14 protein-coding genes are annotated in these 17,748 nt (G+C 65.3%); 11 read left to right on the plus strand and 3 right to left on the minus strand.

Features of this window, described 5'->3' with window-relative positions; translation table 11 throughout:
- Positions 1–18 precede the first annotated feature (18 nt).
- The 4 genes from VGV58_RS02640 (at position 19) to VGV58_RS02655 (ending at position 4,119) form a co-directional block, all read left to right on the plus strand.
- The gene (locus VGV58_RS02640; protein WP_326872422.1) at positions 19–1,215 is read left to right on the plus strand and encodes an amidohydrolase family protein; all 1,197 of its coding nucleotides are present in this window, start codon (positions 19–21) and stop codon (positions 1,213–1,215) included.
- Between the two features lie 170 nt (positions 1,216–1,385).
- Complete coding sequence (locus VGV58_RS02645; protein WP_326872423.1) at positions 1,386–2,303, plus strand: TRAP transporter substrate-binding protein; 918 nt, start codon at positions 1,386–1,388, stop codon at positions 2,301–2,303.
- Positions 2,300–2,845: a TRAP transporter small permease gene (locus VGV58_RS02650; RefSeq protein ID WP_326872424.1), complete on the plus strand. Its 546-nt coding sequence runs from the start codon at positions 2,300–2,302 to the stop codon at positions 2,843–2,845. The genes VGV58_RS02645 and VGV58_RS02650 overlap by 4 nt, the downstream gene beginning before the upstream one ends.
- Positions 2,842–4,119 (plus strand): TRAP transporter large permease, encoded by a 1,278-nt coding sequence (locus VGV58_RS02655; protein ID WP_326872426.1) that lies wholly within the window; start codon positions 2,842–2,844, stop codon positions 4,117–4,119. The genes VGV58_RS02650 and VGV58_RS02655 overlap by 4 nt, the downstream gene beginning before the upstream one ends.
- Here VGV58_RS02655 and VGV58_RS02660 read toward each other — a convergent pair.
- Positions 4,088–5,017, minus strand: coding sequence for a LysR substrate-binding domain-containing protein (locus tag VGV58_RS02660; RefSeq protein WP_326872427.1), 930 nt, complete (start codon positions 5,015–5,017; stop codon positions 4,088–4,090). The two genes, VGV58_RS02655 and VGV58_RS02660, sit on opposite strands and share 32 nt — an antisense overlap.
- 167 nt (positions 5,018–5,184) lie before the next feature.
- Between VGV58_RS02660 and VGV58_RS02665 the strand changes: the two genes are divergently transcribed.
- The 5 genes from VGV58_RS02665 to VGV58_RS02685 all read left to right on the plus strand — a co-directional run bounded on the left by VGV58_RS02665 (position 5,185) and on the right by VGV58_RS02685 (position 10,826).
- Entirely contained in the window at positions 5,185–6,252 is a 1,068-nt protein-coding gene (locus VGV58_RS02665) for a hydroxyacid dehydrogenase (protein ID WP_326872429.1), read from the plus strand.
- Complete coding sequence (locus VGV58_RS02670; RefSeq protein WP_326872431.1) at positions 6,140–7,240, plus strand: Bug family tripartite tricarboxylate transporter substrate binding protein; 1,101 nt, start codon at positions 6,140–6,142, stop codon at positions 7,238–7,240. Before VGV58_RS02665 ends, VGV58_RS02670 begins: the two co-directional genes overlap by 113 nt.
- Before the next feature lie 122 nt (positions 7,241–7,362).
- Positions 7,363–8,736 (plus strand): LLM class flavin-dependent oxidoreductase, encoded by a 1,374-nt coding sequence (locus VGV58_RS02675; RefSeq protein ID WP_326872432.1) that lies wholly within the window; start codon positions 7,363–7,365, stop codon positions 8,734–8,736.
- A 96-nt stretch (positions 8,737–8,832) separates the two neighbouring features.
- On the plus strand, positions 8,833–9,795 hold the full coding sequence (locus tag VGV58_RS02680) for a Bug family tripartite tricarboxylate transporter substrate binding protein (RefSeq protein WP_326872433.1): 963 nt from the start codon (positions 8,833–8,835) through the stop codon (positions 9,793–9,795).
- Between the two features lie 68 nt (positions 9,796–9,863).
- Complete coding sequence (locus VGV58_RS02685; RefSeq protein WP_326872434.1) at positions 9,864–10,826, plus strand: Bug family tripartite tricarboxylate transporter substrate binding protein; 963 nt, start codon at positions 9,864–9,866, stop codon at positions 10,824–10,826.
- Positions 10,827–11,033: 207 nt separating this feature from the next.
- Here the strand turns inward: VGV58_RS02685 and VGV58_RS02690 are convergent, their stop codons facing one another.
- On the minus strand, positions 11,034–11,795 hold the full coding sequence (locus tag VGV58_RS02690; protein WP_326872435.1) for a GntR family transcriptional regulator: 762 nt from the start codon (positions 11,793–11,795) through the stop codon (positions 11,034–11,036).
- Positions 11,796–11,821: 26 nt separating this feature from the next.
- On the opposite strand from VGV58_RS02690, the gene VGV58_RS02695 reads away from it, so the two are divergent.
- Together VGV58_RS02695 and VGV58_RS02700 are read left to right on the plus strand one after the other, a co-directional pair.
- Positions 11,822–15,223 (plus strand): molybdopterin-dependent oxidoreductase, encoded by a 3,402-nt coding sequence (locus VGV58_RS02695; RefSeq protein ID WP_326873546.1) that lies wholly within the window; start codon positions 11,822–11,824, stop codon positions 15,221–15,223.
- Between the two features lie 39 nt (positions 15,224–15,262).
- Complete coding sequence (locus tag VGV58_RS02700; protein ID WP_326872436.1) at positions 15,263–16,702, plus strand: short-chain fatty acid transporter; 1,440 nt, start codon at positions 15,263–15,265, stop codon at positions 16,700–16,702.
- 23 nt (positions 16,703–16,725) lie between these two features.
- Here the strand turns inward: VGV58_RS02700 and VGV58_RS02705 are convergent, their stop codons facing one another.
- The gene (locus tag VGV58_RS02705) at positions 16,726–17,595 is read right to left on the minus strand and encodes a LysR substrate-binding domain-containing protein (RefSeq protein WP_326872437.1); all 870 of its coding nucleotides are present in this window, start codon (positions 17,593–17,595) and stop codon (positions 16,726–16,728) included.
- Positions 17,596–17,748 lie beyond the last annotated feature (153 nt).

The raw sequence follows: 17,748 nt of genomic DNA on the forward strand, positions 1-17,748 counted from the left end.
GAGAGGGCTTAGCCACCGATGCGGACCGCGATCGTCAATCTTGGGACCATCGTCAGCGGCGACCTCGCTGCGCCAATCGTGCCAGGCGATACGATCGTCACGGCCGACGGGCTGATCGAGTCGGTCGGAACCGCATCGGCTGCGGCGGTGGCGAACTGCGATGTCGTGATCGACGCCGGTGGCGCGACCGCGATCCCGGGTCTGATCGATTCGCATGTCCACATCACCTTCGGCGACTACACCCCCCGGCAGAAGACGGTCGGCTTTCTCGAAAGCTATGTGCATGGTGGGGTGACGACCGCGATCAGCGCCTCGGAAGTCCATGTTCCTGGTCGGCCCAAGGATGTCGATGGCGTCAAGGCCTTGGCGGTCGCGGCCAGCAAGTGCTTCGAGACCTACCGCCCTGGTGGCATGCGGGTTCATGCGGGATCGCTGATACTTGAGCCCGGCCTGACGGAAGCCGATTTCGCGGAACTGAAGAAGCTGGGCGTCTGGATGGTGAAGGCCGGCTTCGGTGCCTTTCCGACGCCCTATGATTACGCGCCACTCGTCGCCATGGCACGCCTGCACGGCATGGTCTCGATGGTCCACACGGGCGGTTCGTCGATTCCCGGGTCGTCGGGCATCTGGGCCGATCACGTCCTGAAGATCGCCCCGGATGTCTCCTATCACGTGAATGGCGGGCCGACCGCGATTCCGGACTCCGATTTCCCACGGCTGGTCAACGAGTCTGACGTCGCGATGCAGGTCTGCACCGCGGGCAATCTCCGGACGACCCTGCTCGTTGCGGAGTTGCTGGCGAAGGCGGGCAAGACAGAGCGCCTGCTCATCGCGACCGATACGCCGACCGGCAGCGGCATCATGCCGCTCGGCATGTTCTACACCATCAGCCACCTCGCCTCGCTGGGCGGCGTCGCGCCGGAGATCGCCATCGCAGCGGCGACTGGCAGCAATGCGCGCGTCTATCGCCTCAACAGCGGCATCATCGCACCGGGCAAGGATGCCGACCTCGTCGTCATCGACGCCTGTGCAGGCGGGTCGCAACAGGATGCGCTCGCCGGCTTGCGCAACGGTGACGTTCCCGCCGTGGGCGCCGTCCTGACGGCGGGCATTCCCCGCTTCGTCGGCCGCAGCCGCAATACGCCGGAGACGGTCAAACGCGTGCGCGTCGCGCACAACACAATCCTGCACGATTTCGGGGGCGCCGGCCACTGACGCCGCACCCGACCTCATCTCAAGGGCCCGCAGAGGCCTGCCACCACGAGGGGTTCAAGACCATGACCACAACAACGCCTTCCAGGCGCAGCCTTGTCACGTCTGTGATCGGAGCTGCTTCGCTTCTGGCTGCTCCGAGCATACTCAGGGCCCAAACGGCTCCCGCGGTTATGAAGATCGGCACGCCAACGCTGAACGATACTCAGCACGAGTGGATGAAGATCTTTGCCAGGCTTATCGAGGCGAGCAGCGGTGGCCGGATCAAGCCGGAGATTTACCCTGCGAGCCAGCTCGGTTCGATCCCGCGCATGATCGAGGGCACACAGTTCGGATCGGTCCAGTGCTTCGTCGGGCCGCCGGAATTCCTGAGCGGCGTCGACAGCCGTTTCGAGATACTCGGCGCTCCCGGCTTGTTCAAGGACGTCGATCACGCGGAACGGACGCTTCAGGACCCTGAATTCAACAAGGCCTTCCTGGCGCTTGGCGAAGACAAGGGGTTGAAGGGCGCTGGCCTGTTCATCAGCGGACCCGCTGTCTTCAATACCCGGACCAAGGTCGAGAAACTCACCGATCTTGCTGGCCAGAAGATCCGCGTGCTGGCTTCTCCGATCCAGACGGAGCAGCTCAAGCGCCTCAAGGCCACCGCCGTGCCGATGCCTTTGGGTGAAGTGCTTCCCGCGCTCCAGCAGGGCACCATCGACGGCGTGATGAGCACGCTGCAGGTCCTGACGGCGCTGCGCTTCTACGACGCGGCCAAATTTTTGGTCGAGACGAATCAGGCCATGGTCACGGTCGTGTCCGTCGTCAGCAAATCCTGGTTCGGCAAGCTGCCTGCCGATCTGCAAGCGGCGGTTTCCGAGGCGGGGCAGAAAGCAAGCACCGAAGTGCATGGCTGGACCAAGGAGTTCATCGCCAAGCAGAGGGCCTTCTGGACCGCCAGTGGCGGCACCATCACGGACATCTCGGCGGCCGAGCATGAGGAACTCATGAAGCTGCTGCGGCCGATTGGCGAAGAGGTCACGTCGCGCAAGCCGCCAGAGAAGGCGCTGTTCGAGCTGCTGCAGAAGACCGCCCAGAGCAAGGCATGACCCAGGCTCAGACGAGAGACGGCGAATCCGCCCGCCTCGGTGTCATCGGCATCGCCCGGCGCTTCGGCGATGCCGTCGCCTGGGCATCCACCCGGATCGCCGGGCTCGGCCTGATCGCCATCGTGGCGATCAATGGTGTCAATGTCACCGGGCGATACTTCTTCTCCCGGCCGATCAGCTGGGCTGAGGAGGCCATGCTGTATCTGATGGTGCTGGTCGTGTTCAGTGCGCTGGCGAGCGTCACCTGGAACAATGCCCATATCCGCATCGACCTGCTGCTTGAGAGGCTTTCGCCGCCCCTGCGTCGGGGCGGCGCGGCGTTGGCCGCCGTGATCACGATCGCCGTCTGCACGGTCGTCGCCCGTGAGAGCTTTACGGTCGTGAGCATGCTGCATGGCTTCGACCAGCGTAGCGAGGCGATGGAGTTTCCGGTCTGGATTCCGCAAAGTTGTGTCGGCATCGGCCTGGGTCTTACCGCCATTCTGACGGCACTGCGGCTCGTCGTTCCCTGCCACTCCGAGACTCATGGAGTGCAGCCTTGAGCGCCGCAGTCTTCTTCGTTCTGCCGATCTCGCTGCTGGCCATCGGCACGCCGATTTTCGCCACTCTGATGGTGGCGACCTGCACGGGCATCATGCTTCTCGGCGATGCCCCGCTTCGGGCCGTCCACACCGCCATGTTCGGCAGCCTGGATGCCTTTGCGCTACTCGCCGTGCCGCTCTTCATCCTGGCGGGCGACATCATGGCCAAGGGAGGCATTGCGCAGCGACTGATCGAGCTCGTGATGTCGGTTGTCGGTGGCGTCCGCGGCTCGCTGCCACTGGCGACGATCGGTTCGGCATCTGTCTTCGGCGCGATGTCCGGCTCGAGCGTCGCCTGCGTCGCGGCGATCGGCAAGCTGACCCTGCCGTCGCTGGAAAAGAGCGGCTACGGTCGGATCTTCGGCGTGAGCCTCGTCACAGCGACGGGCGTGATCGACGTCATCATCCCGCCCTCGATACCGATGATCATTTATGCCATCGCGGCGCAGCAATCCGTCACGGAGCTGTTCCTCGCCGGCATCGTTCCGGGCCTGATCGTCGCCTCCGCCCTGGCGATCTATGTCGTCATCCGCTCGCGGCTGCAGGGCATCCCGTCCGGCGCTCCGCCGCGCCGGGAGGCTGTGGTCCGTGCCGCGAAGCGCTCGGTCTGGGCGCTGCTGGCGCCGATCCTGATCCTCGGCGGCATCTATGGCGGGGTTTTCACCCCGACCGAGGCGGCCGGCATCGCCTGCGTCTACTCTGCTGTCGTCTCCGTCCTGATTCACCGGGAGATGACGCTGGCCGATCTATGGAAGACCGTGCTCGACTCGTCGGTCCTCGTTGCGCAGATCATGATCGTCGTCTCGGCAGCGGGTGCCTATGCTTGGCTGATCACGACCAGCGGCCTGCCGCAAGGGCTGGTCGCCTTCATCGACAAGCTCGGCCTGGAGACCTGGCTTCTCCTGCTGGTCTTGAATGTGCTTCTGCTCGTGGTCGGCAGCGTTCTCGAGCCGCCGGCGGCCATTCTCGTCCTCGCCCCGCTGCTGACGCCGATTGCGGCGCAGGCCGGCGTCGATCCGCTGCACTTCGGCATCATCGTCACCGTAAACTTGGCGATCGGCATGTTCATGCCGCCTTTCGGGCTCAACCTCTTCGCCGCGCATGCAATCTTCAAGACGCCCCTGCCGGAGCTCTATCGCGGCGTGGTTCCCTTCTTCCTGATCTATCTCGGCATCCTGATGTTGCTCACCTATGTACCGGCCCTCACGCTGGCGCCGGTGGCCCTGTTCCGCTGACCGATGCGAACGTAGGAAACCGCGATACCAGCCATTCGCGGAACATCCGGACTGCGGGGCGGTCCGCGGCATCCTCGGCGATCACGAGGTGATAGCCGCTGGCGAGCGGCAGTCTTTTCGCAAACGGTGCGACGAGCCGCCCACGTGCGATGTCTTCGCCGACCACGGAGGAACGCCCCATCGCGACGCCCAGCCCACTGCTCGCCGCCTCGACCGCGGCATAAAGGAAGTCGCAGACGATCTCATCGTCGAACTGCGTCACTCGCGCGCCGACGGCCTCGAGCCATTGCGGCCAGTCGTCACCGAACAGTGCCGATGGCGTTCGGATGATGGTCTGTCTCGGCAGGTCCGAAAGAGAGGCGATGGCGCCGGCCAATGCGGGTGCGCAGACCGGAAAGCACTCTTCGCCTCCCAATGGATAGTTCGCCATACCGGGCCATTCGCCGGCGCCATAGCGGATCGCGACGTCGTGGTCCGGCCGCCGCTGCGCCGGCTCAAAGCTCGGAACGGTAATCAGTCGCAGTGCGACCCGCGGATGTAGCCGCCGGAAATCCGGCAGGATTGGGATCAGATACTTCAGTCCGAAGTTGATATGGGTCGCGATGGCCAGGGAGTTTGCATTCTGTCGGTCGATCATGCGGCTGGTTGCCTGTGACAGCGCCGAAAGCGTGCCGCGCACGGTTTCCAGGTAGTCGCGACCCATCGCCGTCAGACGGACCTCGCCGTGGTCTCGGTCGAACAAGCGCGTGCCCGTCAGTTCCTCGAGGCTGCGGATGCGATGGCTGATCGCGGTCTGGGTCAGGTTGAGCTCCACCCCGGCCCTGGTGAAGCTCAGATGCCGTGCCGTCGCCTCGAAGGCGCGCAGATAAGCCAGCGATGGCAGGTAGCGGTCGCTCATCGCCTCACTCTGCGGTTTCCGGGACGGCGTTGCCCCCATGAAAGCGATTCATGGCCTCCTGAAACCTTTTCGTTTCCCAAGCTCGCCTCCATTCGCCGATTGTCAGATCGTCTTTCATTCTAAAGGCTGCGGCAAGGCTCTTGGCGCGGCTTCGGGGACCCATGCCGATGACTGCCAACATCAAGCGAGTCGCCTTCTTCGAGCGTTGGCTCGATCCCGTCGCCGAGCAGATGCTGGCCGGAAGCCCCGACATCGAACTCAGCAGGCTGAGCTTCGACGACCCGGTCGAAGCCAGCCGGGCGGTTCTCCGGCGCATGCACGGCTACCAAGTCTCGACTCGTGGTGACCTGCGCGGCCCCTGGCTCGCCGACGCCGCCTTGATCGAAGCCTGCCCGAACCTGCTTGCCGTGCAATCGACGGGGGCCGGTTTCGATGTGATCGATCTCGAGGCCTGCACACGTGCGGGAATTGCCGTCTGCAACCAAGCGGGCTCCAATAAGGAGGCCGTTGCCGAGCACACTCTCGGCCTGATGCTTGCGCTGTCCAAGCGCATCGCTGTCTCCGACAAGGGCCTGCGGACCGCTGCCGGGGTCGATCGATACGCGCAGATCGGAAACGACATTCACGGCACGACCATCGGGCTGGTCGGCATCGGCCATATCGGCAGGCGCGTCGCCGAGATTTGCTCGAAGCTGTTCGGCATGCAGGTGCTGGCTTGCGACCCTTATCTCTCAGGGGAGGAGGTGGCGGAGCGAGGCGCGCGAAAGGTCGAGCTGGCCGAGTTGCTGCGCGAAAGCGACTTCGTTTCGGTTCATTGTCCCCGGAGCACCGAGACTTATGGAATGATGAACCGGGCTGCCTTCGAGCGGATGAAGCGCGGCGCCTATTTCATCTGCACCGCTCGTGGCGGCATCGTCGTCGAGGACGATCTGGCCGAGGTCATTCGCGAGGGCGTGATCGCCGGAGCCGGCATCGACGTGTTCCTCAAGGAGCCGCCGCCCCATGATCATCCGCTGCTTCAGTTCGATAATGTGATCGCGACGCCGCATATCGCGGGCATGACCCACGAAGCGCTGCGCGAAATGGCGGCGTCGGCCGCACGCCAGTGGGTGGCGCTGCTCAGTGGCGAGGTTCCGCCTCACCTGGCCAACCCCGAAGTCTGGCCGCGCTTCGCGGATCGCTTCGAGAGCCAGCTCGGATTCCGCCCGAAGCCGCTCCCGACGACCGTCGCATGAGCCTAAACAGAAGGGGATCTATATGAAGTGGGCATCCGTCCTTTTTCTAGCCACATCATTGCTCCTGCACGCCATGCCGTCGGCCGCGCAGGACTTTCCGGGGAGGCCGGTCTCGCTGGTGGTGCCCTACGGCCCCGGCAGCGGCTCTGACATCATGGGACGCGCGTTGGCCGCGCAATTGTCCGAAGCCTGGAAACAGCCGGTCGTCGTCGAAAACCGCCCCGGCGCCACGACAACGATGGCGACGATCCAATTTCAGCGTACCCAGCCCGATGGCTACACGTTGATGGTCGCGCCGCCGCCATTCGTCACAACGAAATACGTCTATCCGAACCTGCCTTACGATTCGCAGAAGGATTTCGCTCCGATCAGCCTGGTTGCCTATTATCCGCTGATCCTCGTCGTGAATCCCAGCCTGCCGATCGGGTCGACGAAGGAGCTCGTCGAATATGCGCGCAAGACGCCAGGCGTCTCCTATGCTTCGCCCGGCGCCGGCACGACGCCGCATCTGATGGGCGAAATGCTGGCCAGGTCGGAAAAACTCGAGCTTGTCCACGTATCTTATCGCTCGGCTGCGCAGGGCGTGCTGGATCTTCTTGCCGGTCGCCTCCAGTTCTATGCCGGCTCGCCGCCAGAGGTCATTCCGCACATCCAGGCCGGTAAGCTCAAGGCCATTGCGGTTCTTGCCGGCGAGCGCTCGAAGCTGCTGGACGGCGTTCCGACCTCGACCGAGGCCGGATATCCCTATCTCCAGGCCACCACCTGGACCTCGATCATCGCTCCGAAGGGCACGCCCAAGGCGACGGTCGACAAGATCAGTGCCGACATCGCGAAAGCGATCGCCGTGCCGACCTTCCGCGAGCGTCTAGAAAGCCAGGGCGCCGTCTTCGTCGGATCGAGCCCGGCGGATCTGCAGAGCTTCTACGACAAGGAGCACGCTCGCTTCGGGCCGCTCGTGACATCCATCGGGCTGAAGCCCGAGAACTGAGCCCGCTACGCGGCCGGCACGGCAGCCGGCCGCATTTCCTCACAGTCGGTATGTCTCACGCTCCCGGCGCGGCCGCGGAGGCGAACGGAGGCGGCTGACCGATACCAGACAAGGAGGCCTCGATGACCGTTTCCCCGCGCACCGACAAGATCAAGCTCGGCGCTTTCATTCATCCCACGGGCAATCATGTCGCGGCTTGGCTCCATCCCGATGCCCAGATCGATGCCGGAACGAATTTCGAGCACTATGTCGAGGTCGCGCAGACTGCCGAGCGCGGTCTCTTCGACCTGATGTTCATCGCCGATGCCATCACGGTGCGCGATGGCGACGTGAATGCGCTGAAGCGTTGGCCGCAATACATGGCGTTCTTCGATCCGATGATCCTGTTCTCCGGTATCGCCGCCCGAACCAAGCATATCGGCCTGGTCGCGACATCGACCACCAGCTACAACGAACCGTACAATATCGCCCGGCGCTATGCCTCGCTCGACCATGTCAGCGGCGGCAGGGCAGGGTGGAACGTCGTCACCTCGGCCAACGCCTCCGAAGCCTGGAATTTTGGGCGCGAGGAACATTATGAACTGAACGAGCGCTACGATCGCGCCGTCGAATTCGTACAGGTCGTCAAGGGGCTTTGGGACAGCTGGGAGGACGACGCCTTCCTGCGAGATCGCGAAAGCGCACTTTATTTCGATCCGGCCAAGCTACACACGCTCAACCACAAGGGCCGCCACTTTTCGGTCAAGGGGCCTCTGAACGTGGCCCGCCCGCCTCAGGGGCATCCCGTGCTCGCCCATGCGGCCGCTTCCGACGTCGGCAAGGACGTCGCCGCAAGAACGGCCGAGGTCATGTTCTCGCATGTCCCCGAGCTGGAGCAGGCCATGGCCTTTTATGCAGACATGAAGGCTCGTGTCGCGAAGGCGGGGCGTGCTCCGGATTCGATCAAGATAATGCCCGGGCTGAATGCCATCGTCGGGCGCACCCGCCGGGAAGCGCAGGAGAAGCATCAATTCCTCCAAGACTCGATTCATCCGGACGTCGGTCGCGAGCTGTTGTCGAATGCCCTGGGTGGCATGGATTTGAGCCCTTACCCCGATGACCAACCGTTCCCGGATGATGTGGCCGAGCGCATGATGAGCCACAAGAATCCGCGCTACTTCCATATGTTCAGGGATCGCCTGACGCCGCGCGAGATGTATCAGCACTATGCCGGAGCGCGTGGGCAGCGCACCGTCATCGGCACGGCCGAAGACATCGCCGACCAGATGGAACTCTGGTTTCAGAGCCGTGCCGTCGACGGCTTCCTCGTGCAGCCGGCGGTGTTGCCGACCGGGCTTGAGGAATTCGTCGATCTCGTTGTGCCCGTGCTGCAGGAGCGCGGTCTGTTCCGCACCGAATATGAGGGTCGGACCCTGCGGGAAAACCTCGGTGTGGAAAGGCCGGTCAATCGTTACGCCCATGAAGCGATGGAGAAGACTGCCGGCGCACCGGTCTGAAGCGCGCATTTTGGCATCGCATCTGCAGTTGACAGCCACAGCCAGCCTGTGAAGATTGTCTGACGTTCATATCTTAAGATCAATAAGGGGAGCGACATGACCTGGAAAACTGCACTGGCCGGGGCTGGTCTGTTGCTCTCGGCCTCCTCGGCGGCTGCCGAGAGCTATCCCTCCAAACCCGTCACGCTGATCATTCCCATGGCGCCCGGTGGCTCGTCCGACATCATGGGACGCAGCATCGCGCAGAAGCTCAGCGAGATGTGGGGCCAACCCGTCGTCGTCGAGAACAAGGCGGGGGCGACCACGACTGTCGGCACGGCGCAGGTCGCCCGCGCCGCGCCTGACGGCTACACGTTGCTGCTGGCGCCGCCGCCCTTCATCATTACCCAGCATGTCTATCCGAACCTGAGCTACTCGACGGAGAAGAGCTTCGACCCGGTTTCGCTGGTATCCTACTATCCGCTTGTCATGGTGGTGAACGCGAGCCTCCCGATCCACAACATGAAGGATCTGGTCGAATACGCGCGCAAGAATCCCGGCCTGGCCTATCCTTCGCCAGGCGCCGGCACGACGCCGCACCTGATCGGAGAGATGCTTGCGCGGCGCGAGAAACTCGACCTTGTGCACGTGCCCTACAAAAGCGGCGGCCAAGGCGTGATCGATCTCGTTGCCGGCCGGCTGCAGTTCTACGCGGGAGTGCCGACCGAGGTGATGCCGAACATCAAGGCCGGCAAGCTGCGCGCGATCGCAGTGCTGGCCGAGGGCCGTTCGGAGCAATTGCCGGATGTCCAGACCTCTGAACAAGCGGGCTACGGTTATCTGCAGGCCCAATCCTGGACCTCGATCGCCTCACCGAAGGGCACTCCGAAGACCGTGGTGGACAAGATCAGCGCGGATATCGCCAAGATCGTCCAGCAGGCAGACGTCCGCGAAAAGCTGATTCCGCAGGGTGTGGTTTTCGTCGGCTCCTCGCCTGCCGAACTCGGAAAGTTCTACAAGGACGAGGACGCTCGCTTCGGCCCACTGGTCAAGACGATCGGCCTGAAGCCAGATCAATGATCTGTCTCGAGGCGCGGCCAGCTCCATGGCCGCGCTCACGGCCGATCTGAAATTGCAAGAGGTTTCAAATGCGCAGGATTGCTCTTCTGGCCGGGTTGCTTGGCCTTGCCGGGTCGCCGCTCGCTGCTCAGGAGTTCCCGACCAAGCCGGTCCGTATGGTCGTCCCTTTCGCGCCCGGCGGTGTCACGGATATCGCTGCGCGCGTGCTCGGCCAGAAGCTGGGCGAGATGTGGGGCCAGCAGGTCGTCGTAGAGAACCGTCCCGGGGCAGGCGGCACGATCGGCGTCGATGCGGTCGTCAGGGCGCAGCCTGACGGGTACACCTTGCTGATGGCGACGAATGGCGAGATCACCATCAACCCGGCGATCTACCCGAAGCTGAATCACGATCCGCAAAAGGATTTGCTTCCCGTTGCTATGGTCACCAACACACCGCTGCTCTGGGCCGCGAATGCGGCCGCGCCCTACAACACCGTGCCGGAGCTGATCGCGGCGGCGAAGGCCAAGCCGACCGACGTCGCGTATTCGTCGCCCGGCCCTGGCACCATGAACCATCTGACCGCGGAATGGTTCGCGATGCTCACGGATACGAAGCTTCTGCATGTGCCTTACAAGGGCGGCGCACCCGCGGCCGCAGCGATCGCCGCCGGTGAGGTGCCGGTCAGTGTTCTGGCCGTCTCCTCGGCCCTCCCGCATGTCAAATCCGGCAAGGTCAAAGTGCTCGGCATGACGACGGCGCAGCGCACTCCACTAGCGCCTGATTGGCCCTCGGCCAAGGATTACGGATTGGCGGAGTTCGACGCCTCGATCTGGGTCGGGCTTTTCGCGCCGAAGGGAACGCCGGCTGCGATCGTCGAGAAAGTTGGCACAGACGTCCGGACGGCCTTGTCCGATCGAGCCTTGAAAGACCGTCTGGCGACGGTGGGCGCGGAGACCGTCGGTATGGAGGCGGCGCCATTCGCGAAGCGGATTGCGGACGACACGGAACGCTACGCGAAAATCACCAAGAGCGCTTCGATCAAGGTCGACTGAGCGGCGATTTCCACCGTGCCGCCTTGCGACGCCTAAAGGTTGCGCGGCGAAATCCCTAGCCCGTCGAGTTCGAAAAGAAGGTCGGATTAGCTTCACTGAGCGTCCACAGAACCGGCAGCAGGCCAACTGGATGCGGTGTGGCGTTGCTCTCCACCGCCCGATATTTTCCATCGCCTCGATACCGAACGCGATGTTGAAGCTCTAGCTCTAGCCGGGCTGTGCGTTTCTCTGCGCGATCGCCTCGGTGAAGATCGGCTCCCAGGCCATGACATGGCTGGCCATCAGCGCCTCCGCTTCGTCCTCCAGCCCCTGCCGGATGACCTCGATGATGCGATAATGTTCCGGCACCGAGGCCTTTTGTCGCTCCAGGCCATGGGCTGATCGGATCCCGTAGAGCCGCATCCGGTCGCGCAGGCGCAGGACGATGTCGGCGAGGACCTCGTTGCCGGCGAGCGCCAGAAGCTCCGCATGAAAGGCCCGGTCGGCGGCGAGATAGCGCGGCACGTCCCCGGTCTCGACGGATTCGGCGATGGCGTCGGCTTGCGCCTGCAGCTCCGACAGATCGTCGGCCCCCATCCGGACTAGCTTGCGGAAGGCGGATGCTTCGAGCTGCATGCGCACCTCGAAGATGCCGCGCAACTCGTCGAGCGAGGGGTCGACGACCCGGAAGCCGCGATTGCGCATCGGCTGGAGCAGCCCGTCGGAGGTGAGCTGGAGCAGGGCCTCGCGGATCGGCGTGGTGGAGATGCCGAGCGTGCGTGCCAGCGAGGGCACCGAGCAGACTGTGCCCGGCGGCATCTCGCCGGAGACGATCGCGATCCGCAGCTGATCGACGACCTGTTCGCGCAGATTGGCGTCTCCCGAGACCAGTTGCATCCGTTCCCCACCTTGCGCCGACTTATCGGCGCTCTCTGCCACGATCCGCCAGGATATGGCGAGTCGCATCTCGGACTTGAAGTAGCGCGTCACGCGTAATACACTACCTTATGTCCGATATGCGGAATACCGAGGTCAAAGAGGGCTATTGCACCCTGTGCCGCTCCCGCTGTGGTTCGCTGAACCATGTGCTGGACGGACGTCTCGTCGCCGTCGCGACCAACCCGGCGCATCCGACCGGGGTGGCGCTCTGCGCCAAGGGGCGGGCAGCCCCCGAACTGGTCGATAGTCCGCTGCGGCTGACCAAGCCGCTGAAACGGACCACGCCGCGCGGCGCCGCATCGCCGGGCTGGGTCGAGATCGAGTGGCCGGAGGCGCTCGACGCGATCGCCGATCGGCTCGGCACGATCCGGCGCGAGACCGGGGCCGAGACGGTGGCCTTCGCGGTGACGACGCCGAGCGGCACGCCGATGGTCGACAGCTTCGAATGGGTCGAGCGTTTCATCCGCTGCTTCGGCAGTCCCAACCTGATCTATGCCGTCGAGATCTGCGGCTGGCACAAGGATTTCGCCCAGGCCCTGACCTATGGCCGGGGCATCGGTGCTGCCGACTATGACAATGCCGATGCTATCGTGCTCTGGGGGCACAACCCGACGCGGACCTGGCTGGCGCAGGCGACCCGCATCGCCGAGGCCCGCAAGCGCGGCGCGACCGTCGCGGTGGTCGATCCCAAGCGCGGCGGCGCTGGCGAGAGCGCCGATCTCTGGCTTGGCATCCGCCCCGGCGCCGACGGGGCGCTCGCCATGGGGGCGATCCGCCATCTCCTGACCAACAGCAGCTTTGACGACGCCTTCGTCCGGCAATGGACGAACGCGCCGATGCTGGTCGATCTTTCGACCGGGCGCCTGCTGCGCGCGCGCGATCTCTGGCCGGACGGCGCGGCCGAGGCCTTCGTGCTGCTGCGGCCGGATGGTTCGCCGCAGGCTCATGATACGCGCGGAGCGCTGGATCGGCCGGAGGATATCGTCCTCGACGGTGAGGCGACGCTGCGGGGCGCGGATGGCCGGGCGATCGCCTACGCCACCGTGATGCGGCTGTTGGCGCGCGAGGCTGCCGCCTTCACGCCCGAGCATGTCGCGGGGATTACCGGGCTCGCGACCGACGACCTTGCCCGCTTCTACGGTCTGTTCGAGGGCTCGCCACGGCTGGCCTATCATTCCTGGACCGGCGTCGGCCAGCATTCCAACGCGACCATGATCGAGCGCGCCATCGGCACGCTCTATGCGCTGACCGGTGCGAGCGACCGCATCGGCGGCAATGTCTGGACGAGCGCGCCGCCTTTCCGCGCCGTAAACGACTATGGCCTTCTGCCGGAAGCGCAGCGGCGCAAGGCCCTCGGACTTGCCGAATTGCCATTGGGCCCGCCGGCCAAGGGCTGGATCACCGCCCGCGACTTCTGCCGCTCCGTGCTCGAGGGCGAGCCCTATCGTGTCCGCGCGCTGATGAGTTTTGGCACCAATTTCGTGGTGTCGCAGGGCGATTCCGGGCGCAATCGTGCGGCGCTGCAGGCACTCGACTTCCATGTCCATGTCGACATGTTCATGAACCCGACCGCCGAGCAGGCCGATATCGTCCTGCCAGCGAGCATGCCTTGGGAGCGCGAGGCGCTGCGGCTCGGCTTCGAGATCAGCCAGGCGGCGGTCGAGCACATCCAGTTGCGCCAGGCCATGGTGCCGCCGCGCGGCGATGTCCGAGCGGACTACGACATCGCCCTCGCTTTGGCCTGCCGGCTCGGCCATGCCGAGGCCTTCTTCGGCGGCTCGATCGAGGCCGGCTGGAACCACCAGCTCGAGCCGCTCGGGCTCAGCGTCGCGCAATTGCGCGCCCAACCCGGCGGCATTCGCGTGCCGCAGCCCAACCCGGAGCGCAAATACGCCGCGGCTCGTGGGGACGGCGGCGTCGCCGGCTTTCCAACCGCGAGCCGCCGGATCGAGATCTATTCCGAGCAATTGCTGGCGCTGGGCCATCCGGCGCTGCCCTGCCATGTCGAGCCGACGAGTGCGGAGGGGCGTCCGCCCGAATTGCCATTGCTGCTCTCGACCGCCAAGTCCGGCTGGTTCGTCCACTCGTCGCACCGCCATGTCGCCTCGCTCAGGCGCAAGGCGCCCGATCCGTCGGTGGAGCTCAGCCTGGCGGATGCAAAGGAGCGCGGCATCGTCGCCGGCGACTGGGTGACCGTGCGCACGCGCGGCGGCGAGGCAAAATTGCGGGCGAAGCTGGAGCCGACTCTGCCGGCAGGGACCGTGATCGCCGAGTTCGGCTGGTGGGAGGCGTGCACGCCGCTCGGGCGTCCCGGTGGGGCGCTGACGGGGACGGCGACGCGCAACATCAACGCGATCCTGTCCGATCGCGATCGCGACCCGATCAGCGGCTCGGTGCCGCTGCGGGCGGTGGCTTGCGAGATCATCCGCGACGCCGCCGCCTCGCGCGGCTGGTGGGCGGGCGAGCGCGCCTTCCGCGTGAGCACCCGCCGGCACGAGGCCGAGGATGTCCTCGCCTTCGGCCTCGCTCCCGCCGATGGCGGGCTGCTGCCCGGTTTCCTGCCCGGCCAGCATGTCCAGGTCACCGAGCCCGGAACGGGATTGTCGCGCAGCTATTCGCTGACCGGCCCGGCCGAGAACCCCACCGAATACGAGATCGCGGTGCGCCGGATCGCGGCCGGCGGCGACGGCATGCCGCCCGGACGGATGTCGACGCGGCTGCACGCGCTCGCGCCGGGCAGCATCGTCACCTTGCAGCCGCCGGCAGGGATATTCACCCCGCCTTTGACCGGCGCCCGCCCGGTGATCCTGGTCGCAGCCGGTGTCGGCATCACGCCTTTCATCGGCTATCTCGCCGCGCTCGCGCGGATGGCGCCGGAGCAGCGTCCGCCCTCCGTCGAGCTCGTCTACATCTGCCGCAACGGGGCCGAGCAGCCCTTCGGCGACTGGCTGTCGATGATCGCCAGCCGCATTCCGGAGTTGCGGGTGATCCGGGCCTTCACCCGGCCGCGGCAGCAGGATCGGCTCGGACGCGACTTTGACCACGCCGGCCGGCCGGACATTGCGAGGCTCCGTCTCGCGCCCGGCGCGCGCCGGCCGCTGGCCTATCTCTGCGGGCCCGACGGCTTCGTCGCCGACACCAGGGCTGCCTTGGCCAGCACTGGCCTGCCCGGTTTCGACGTCTTCAGCGAGGTCTTCGTCTCGCAGATCGAGATACCCTCAAATCTGGCGCCGCGCCGCATCGTTCTGGAGCGCAGCGGGACATCCTTCGACTGGTCGGTGCAATCAGGCAGCCTGCTCGATGCCGCCGAGGCGGCCGGGCTGTCGCTGCCGAGCGGCTGCCGCAGCGGCCAATGCGAGAGCTGCCGCCTGCGCGTCGTCTCCGGCACGGCCAGCCATCTCTCGCCCTATGACGGCGAGGCCGACGATTGCCTGACGTGCTGCGCGGTCCCGCTCAGCGACCTCGTTCTCGACGCCTGATTGCAAACCAACGGCGGCAAACCGCCATAAGAGGGGACAATGACAGATACGATTTTGAACGAACGCGCGGCACCGCCGCGCGAAGGCGTCCTCGTGCGCCTGTCGCAGACCATGGTGGCCTTCTCGGAACGCTGGTTCCCGGACGCCTATATCTTCGTCCTGCTGGCGACGGTGGCTGTGGCGCTCGCGGCGATCGCACATGGCGGCTCGCCGGTCGCGGTCAGCACCGCCTTTGGCGAGGGCTTCTGGAGCATCATCCCCTTCACCATGCAGATGGCGCTCGTCGCCATCGGCGGGTACATCGTCGCGCTGTCGCCGCCGGTCGCGGCGCTGATGCGTCGCGCTGCTGCCGTGCCGGACAGCGGCCGTGGTGCCGTCGTCTTCGTCGGCGTGGTGAGCATCCTGCTTTCGCTGGTCAATTGGGGCGTCAGCCTGATCTTCTCCGGCCTTTTGGTGCGCGAGATCGCACGGCGCAACGACATTCGCCTCGACTATCGCGCGGCGGGCGCAGCCGGCTACCTCGGGCTCGGCTTCGGCTTCACCCTCGGCATCAGCTCCTCGGCGGCGCAGCTGCAGGCCAATCCGGCGAGCATTCCGCCCTCGCTGATGCCGATCACCGGCGTGATCAGCTTCTACGAGACGATCCTGACCTGGCAGAACCTGACGGTGATCGTGGTCGGCACGGCGCTCTCGGCGGCGATCTGCTATTTCACCACCCCGTCCGATGCGTCAGCCAGGACGGCGGCGGATCTTGGTGTCGACCTCACCGACGTCAAGGCCGAGCAGAAGCCGACCCGGCCGGGCGACTATCTCGAATTCAGCCCACTCCTGACGATCCTGATCGTCGTGCTGGCGGCTGGCTGGTTCTACGAGACCTTCAAGTCCGGCAATCCGCTGATCACCATGTCCGGCCTCAACACCTACAACTTCGTCTTCCTGCTCGTCGGCGCGCTGCTGCACTGGCGCCCGCGCAGCTTCCTTGTCAGCTTCTCGCAGGCGATGCCGAGCGTCGCCGGCGTGCTGCTGCAGTTCCCGTTCTATGGCGGCATCGCCTATATGCTGACGCGGGTGAAGGCCGGCAGCGCTTCGCTGTCCGACACGATCGCGCACTGGTTCGTCAGCCTCGCCAGCGATGCCAGCGTGTTCTCCTTCATCGTCGGGATCTATTCGGCGATCCTCGGCTTCTTCATCCCCTCGGCCGGCGGCAAATGGATCATCGAGGCGCCCTACATCATGAAGGCCGCCAATGAGATCGGCGCGCATCTCGGCTGGACGGTAATGGTCTACAACATCGCGGAGACTCTGCCGAACTTCATCAATCCGTTCTGGATGCTGCCGCTGCTCGGCGTGCTCAAGCTGAAGTCGAAGGACCTGATCGGCTACACCTCGATGCAGTTCTTCATCCACTTCCCGGTGGTGATGCTGCTCGCGGTTGCCTTGATGCATACCTTCACCTACCGCGCACCGGTCATCCCCTGAGCGAACGGAGCCTCGGCGTCGCTTTACAGCGCTGCGGCCTGGGTCATCAGCCAGGTCCGCAGCGCCGACAGGTCCTCGCTGGTCGCCGAAGCTCGGGGCTGGATGAGTCCATAGGCGGTTCCGTCCGGAGAGAAGCCGGCGGGCGCCTCCAGCCGCGCTGCGGCAACGTCGTTCGCCGCGATCGCTTGCGGCGAGAGCGCGACGCCGAGGCCGCCGAGCGCGGCCTCCATCATCAGGAAATGATGGTCCAGCAGCCGGATCGAGCGGGGCCGAGGGGCGTCCGGATGCCCGTCGAGCCAGTCCTGCCAGGCCTGCGGCCGGGTTCGCGATCCCAGCGCGACATAGTCGCCGCTGTCGAAGGCCCGGCGTAGCGCTGGCGGCATCACCGGGCCGATCCGCTCTGACATCAGCGTCGTCACCACCCAGCCCGGATCGAGCGCGAAATCCAGCCGTCTGATCGCGAGCGTCACCCGCTCACGCGCGAAATCCAGCGCGCCTCCGCCCGTCGACAGATGCACCTCGATCGCCGGATAGGCATCCTGGAATTCGGAGAGGCGCGGGATCAGCCAGCGCATCGCCAGGGATCGCTCGCAGGAGAGCACGATCGGTGTTGGCGCGGCGCTTGTCCGGATTGCCGCAAGCGCCTCCGAGATCAGGCCGAGCGCCTGGCCTGTCGCCTGCGCCAGGGTCTCGCCGCCGGTCGTGGGCCGCACGCTGCGCCCATCCGCCTCGAGCAAGGACACGCCGATATCCATGCCGAGCTTCGTAACCCGCCGGCTGACGGCACCATGTGTCAGTGCGAGCTCAGCCGCGGCAGCCCGCACGGACCCGAGCCGAGCCACCGCCTCCAGGGCGCGCAGATCGTCGAGCGAGGGGATTTCGGAGCGCTTCATTGGTGATCAATTATCACCAGTATTCGTCAGATCATATGCATTTTCAGTGCTGCGGATTCTGCCATTCTCACGGATATGGCGAGGAGCGATCTCCCCCGAATTGGCAGCGAGGGTGACGCCAATGCCGCTTTCCGGAGCGCGGCGCCTGTCGTC

This window comes from Allobosea sp., from assembly GCF_035944895.1.
Classification (GTDB): domain Bacteria; phylum Pseudomonadota; class Alphaproteobacteria; order Rhizobiales; family Beijerinckiaceae; genus Allobosea.

Excerpts from the sequence above, each read along its gene's own strand:
- VGV58_RS02700 (WP_326872436.1), top strand. The coding sequence starts at position 15,263 with ATGACAGATACGATTTTGAACGAACGCGCGGCACCGCCGCGCGAAGGC.
- VGV58_RS02645 (WP_326872423.1), top strand. The coding sequence starts at position 1,386 with ATGAAGATCGGCACGCCAACGCTGAACGATACTCAGCACGAGTGGATG.
- VGV58_RS02665 (WP_326872429.1), top strand. The coding sequence starts at position 5,185 with ATGACTGCCAACATCAAGCGAGTCGCCTTCTTCGAGCGTTGGCTCGAT.
- VGV58_RS02685 (WP_326872434.1), top strand. The coding sequence starts at position 9,864 with ATGCGCAGGATTGCTCTTCTGGCCGGGTTGCTTGGCCTTGCCGGGTCG.
- VGV58_RS02650 (WP_326872424.1), top strand. The coding sequence starts at position 2,300 with ATGACCCAGGCTCAGACGAGAGACGGCGAATCCGCCCGCCTCGGTGTC.
- VGV58_RS02695 (WP_326873546.1), top strand. The coding sequence starts at position 11,822 with ATGCGGAATACCGAGGTCAAAGAGGGCTATTGCACCCTGTGCCGCTCC.
- VGV58_RS02640 (WP_326872422.1), top strand. The coding sequence starts at position 19 with ATGCGGACCGCGATCGTCAATCTTGGGACCATCGTCAGCGGCGACCTC.
- VGV58_RS02675 (WP_326872432.1), top strand. The coding sequence starts at position 7,363 with ATGACCGTTTCCCCGCGCACCGACAAGATCAAGCTCGGCGCTTTCATT.
- VGV58_RS02705 (WP_326872437.1), bottom strand. The coding sequence starts at position 17,595 with ATGAAGCGCTCCGAAATCCCCTCGCTCGACGATCTGCGCGCCCTGGAG.
- VGV58_RS02660 (WP_326872427.1), bottom strand. The coding sequence starts at position 5,017 with ATGAGCGACCGCTACCTGCCATCGCTGGCTTATCTGCGCGCCTTCGAG.
- VGV58_RS02680 (WP_326872433.1), top strand. The coding sequence starts at position 8,833 with ATGACCTGGAAAACTGCACTGGCCGGGGCTGGTCTGTTGCTCTCGGCC.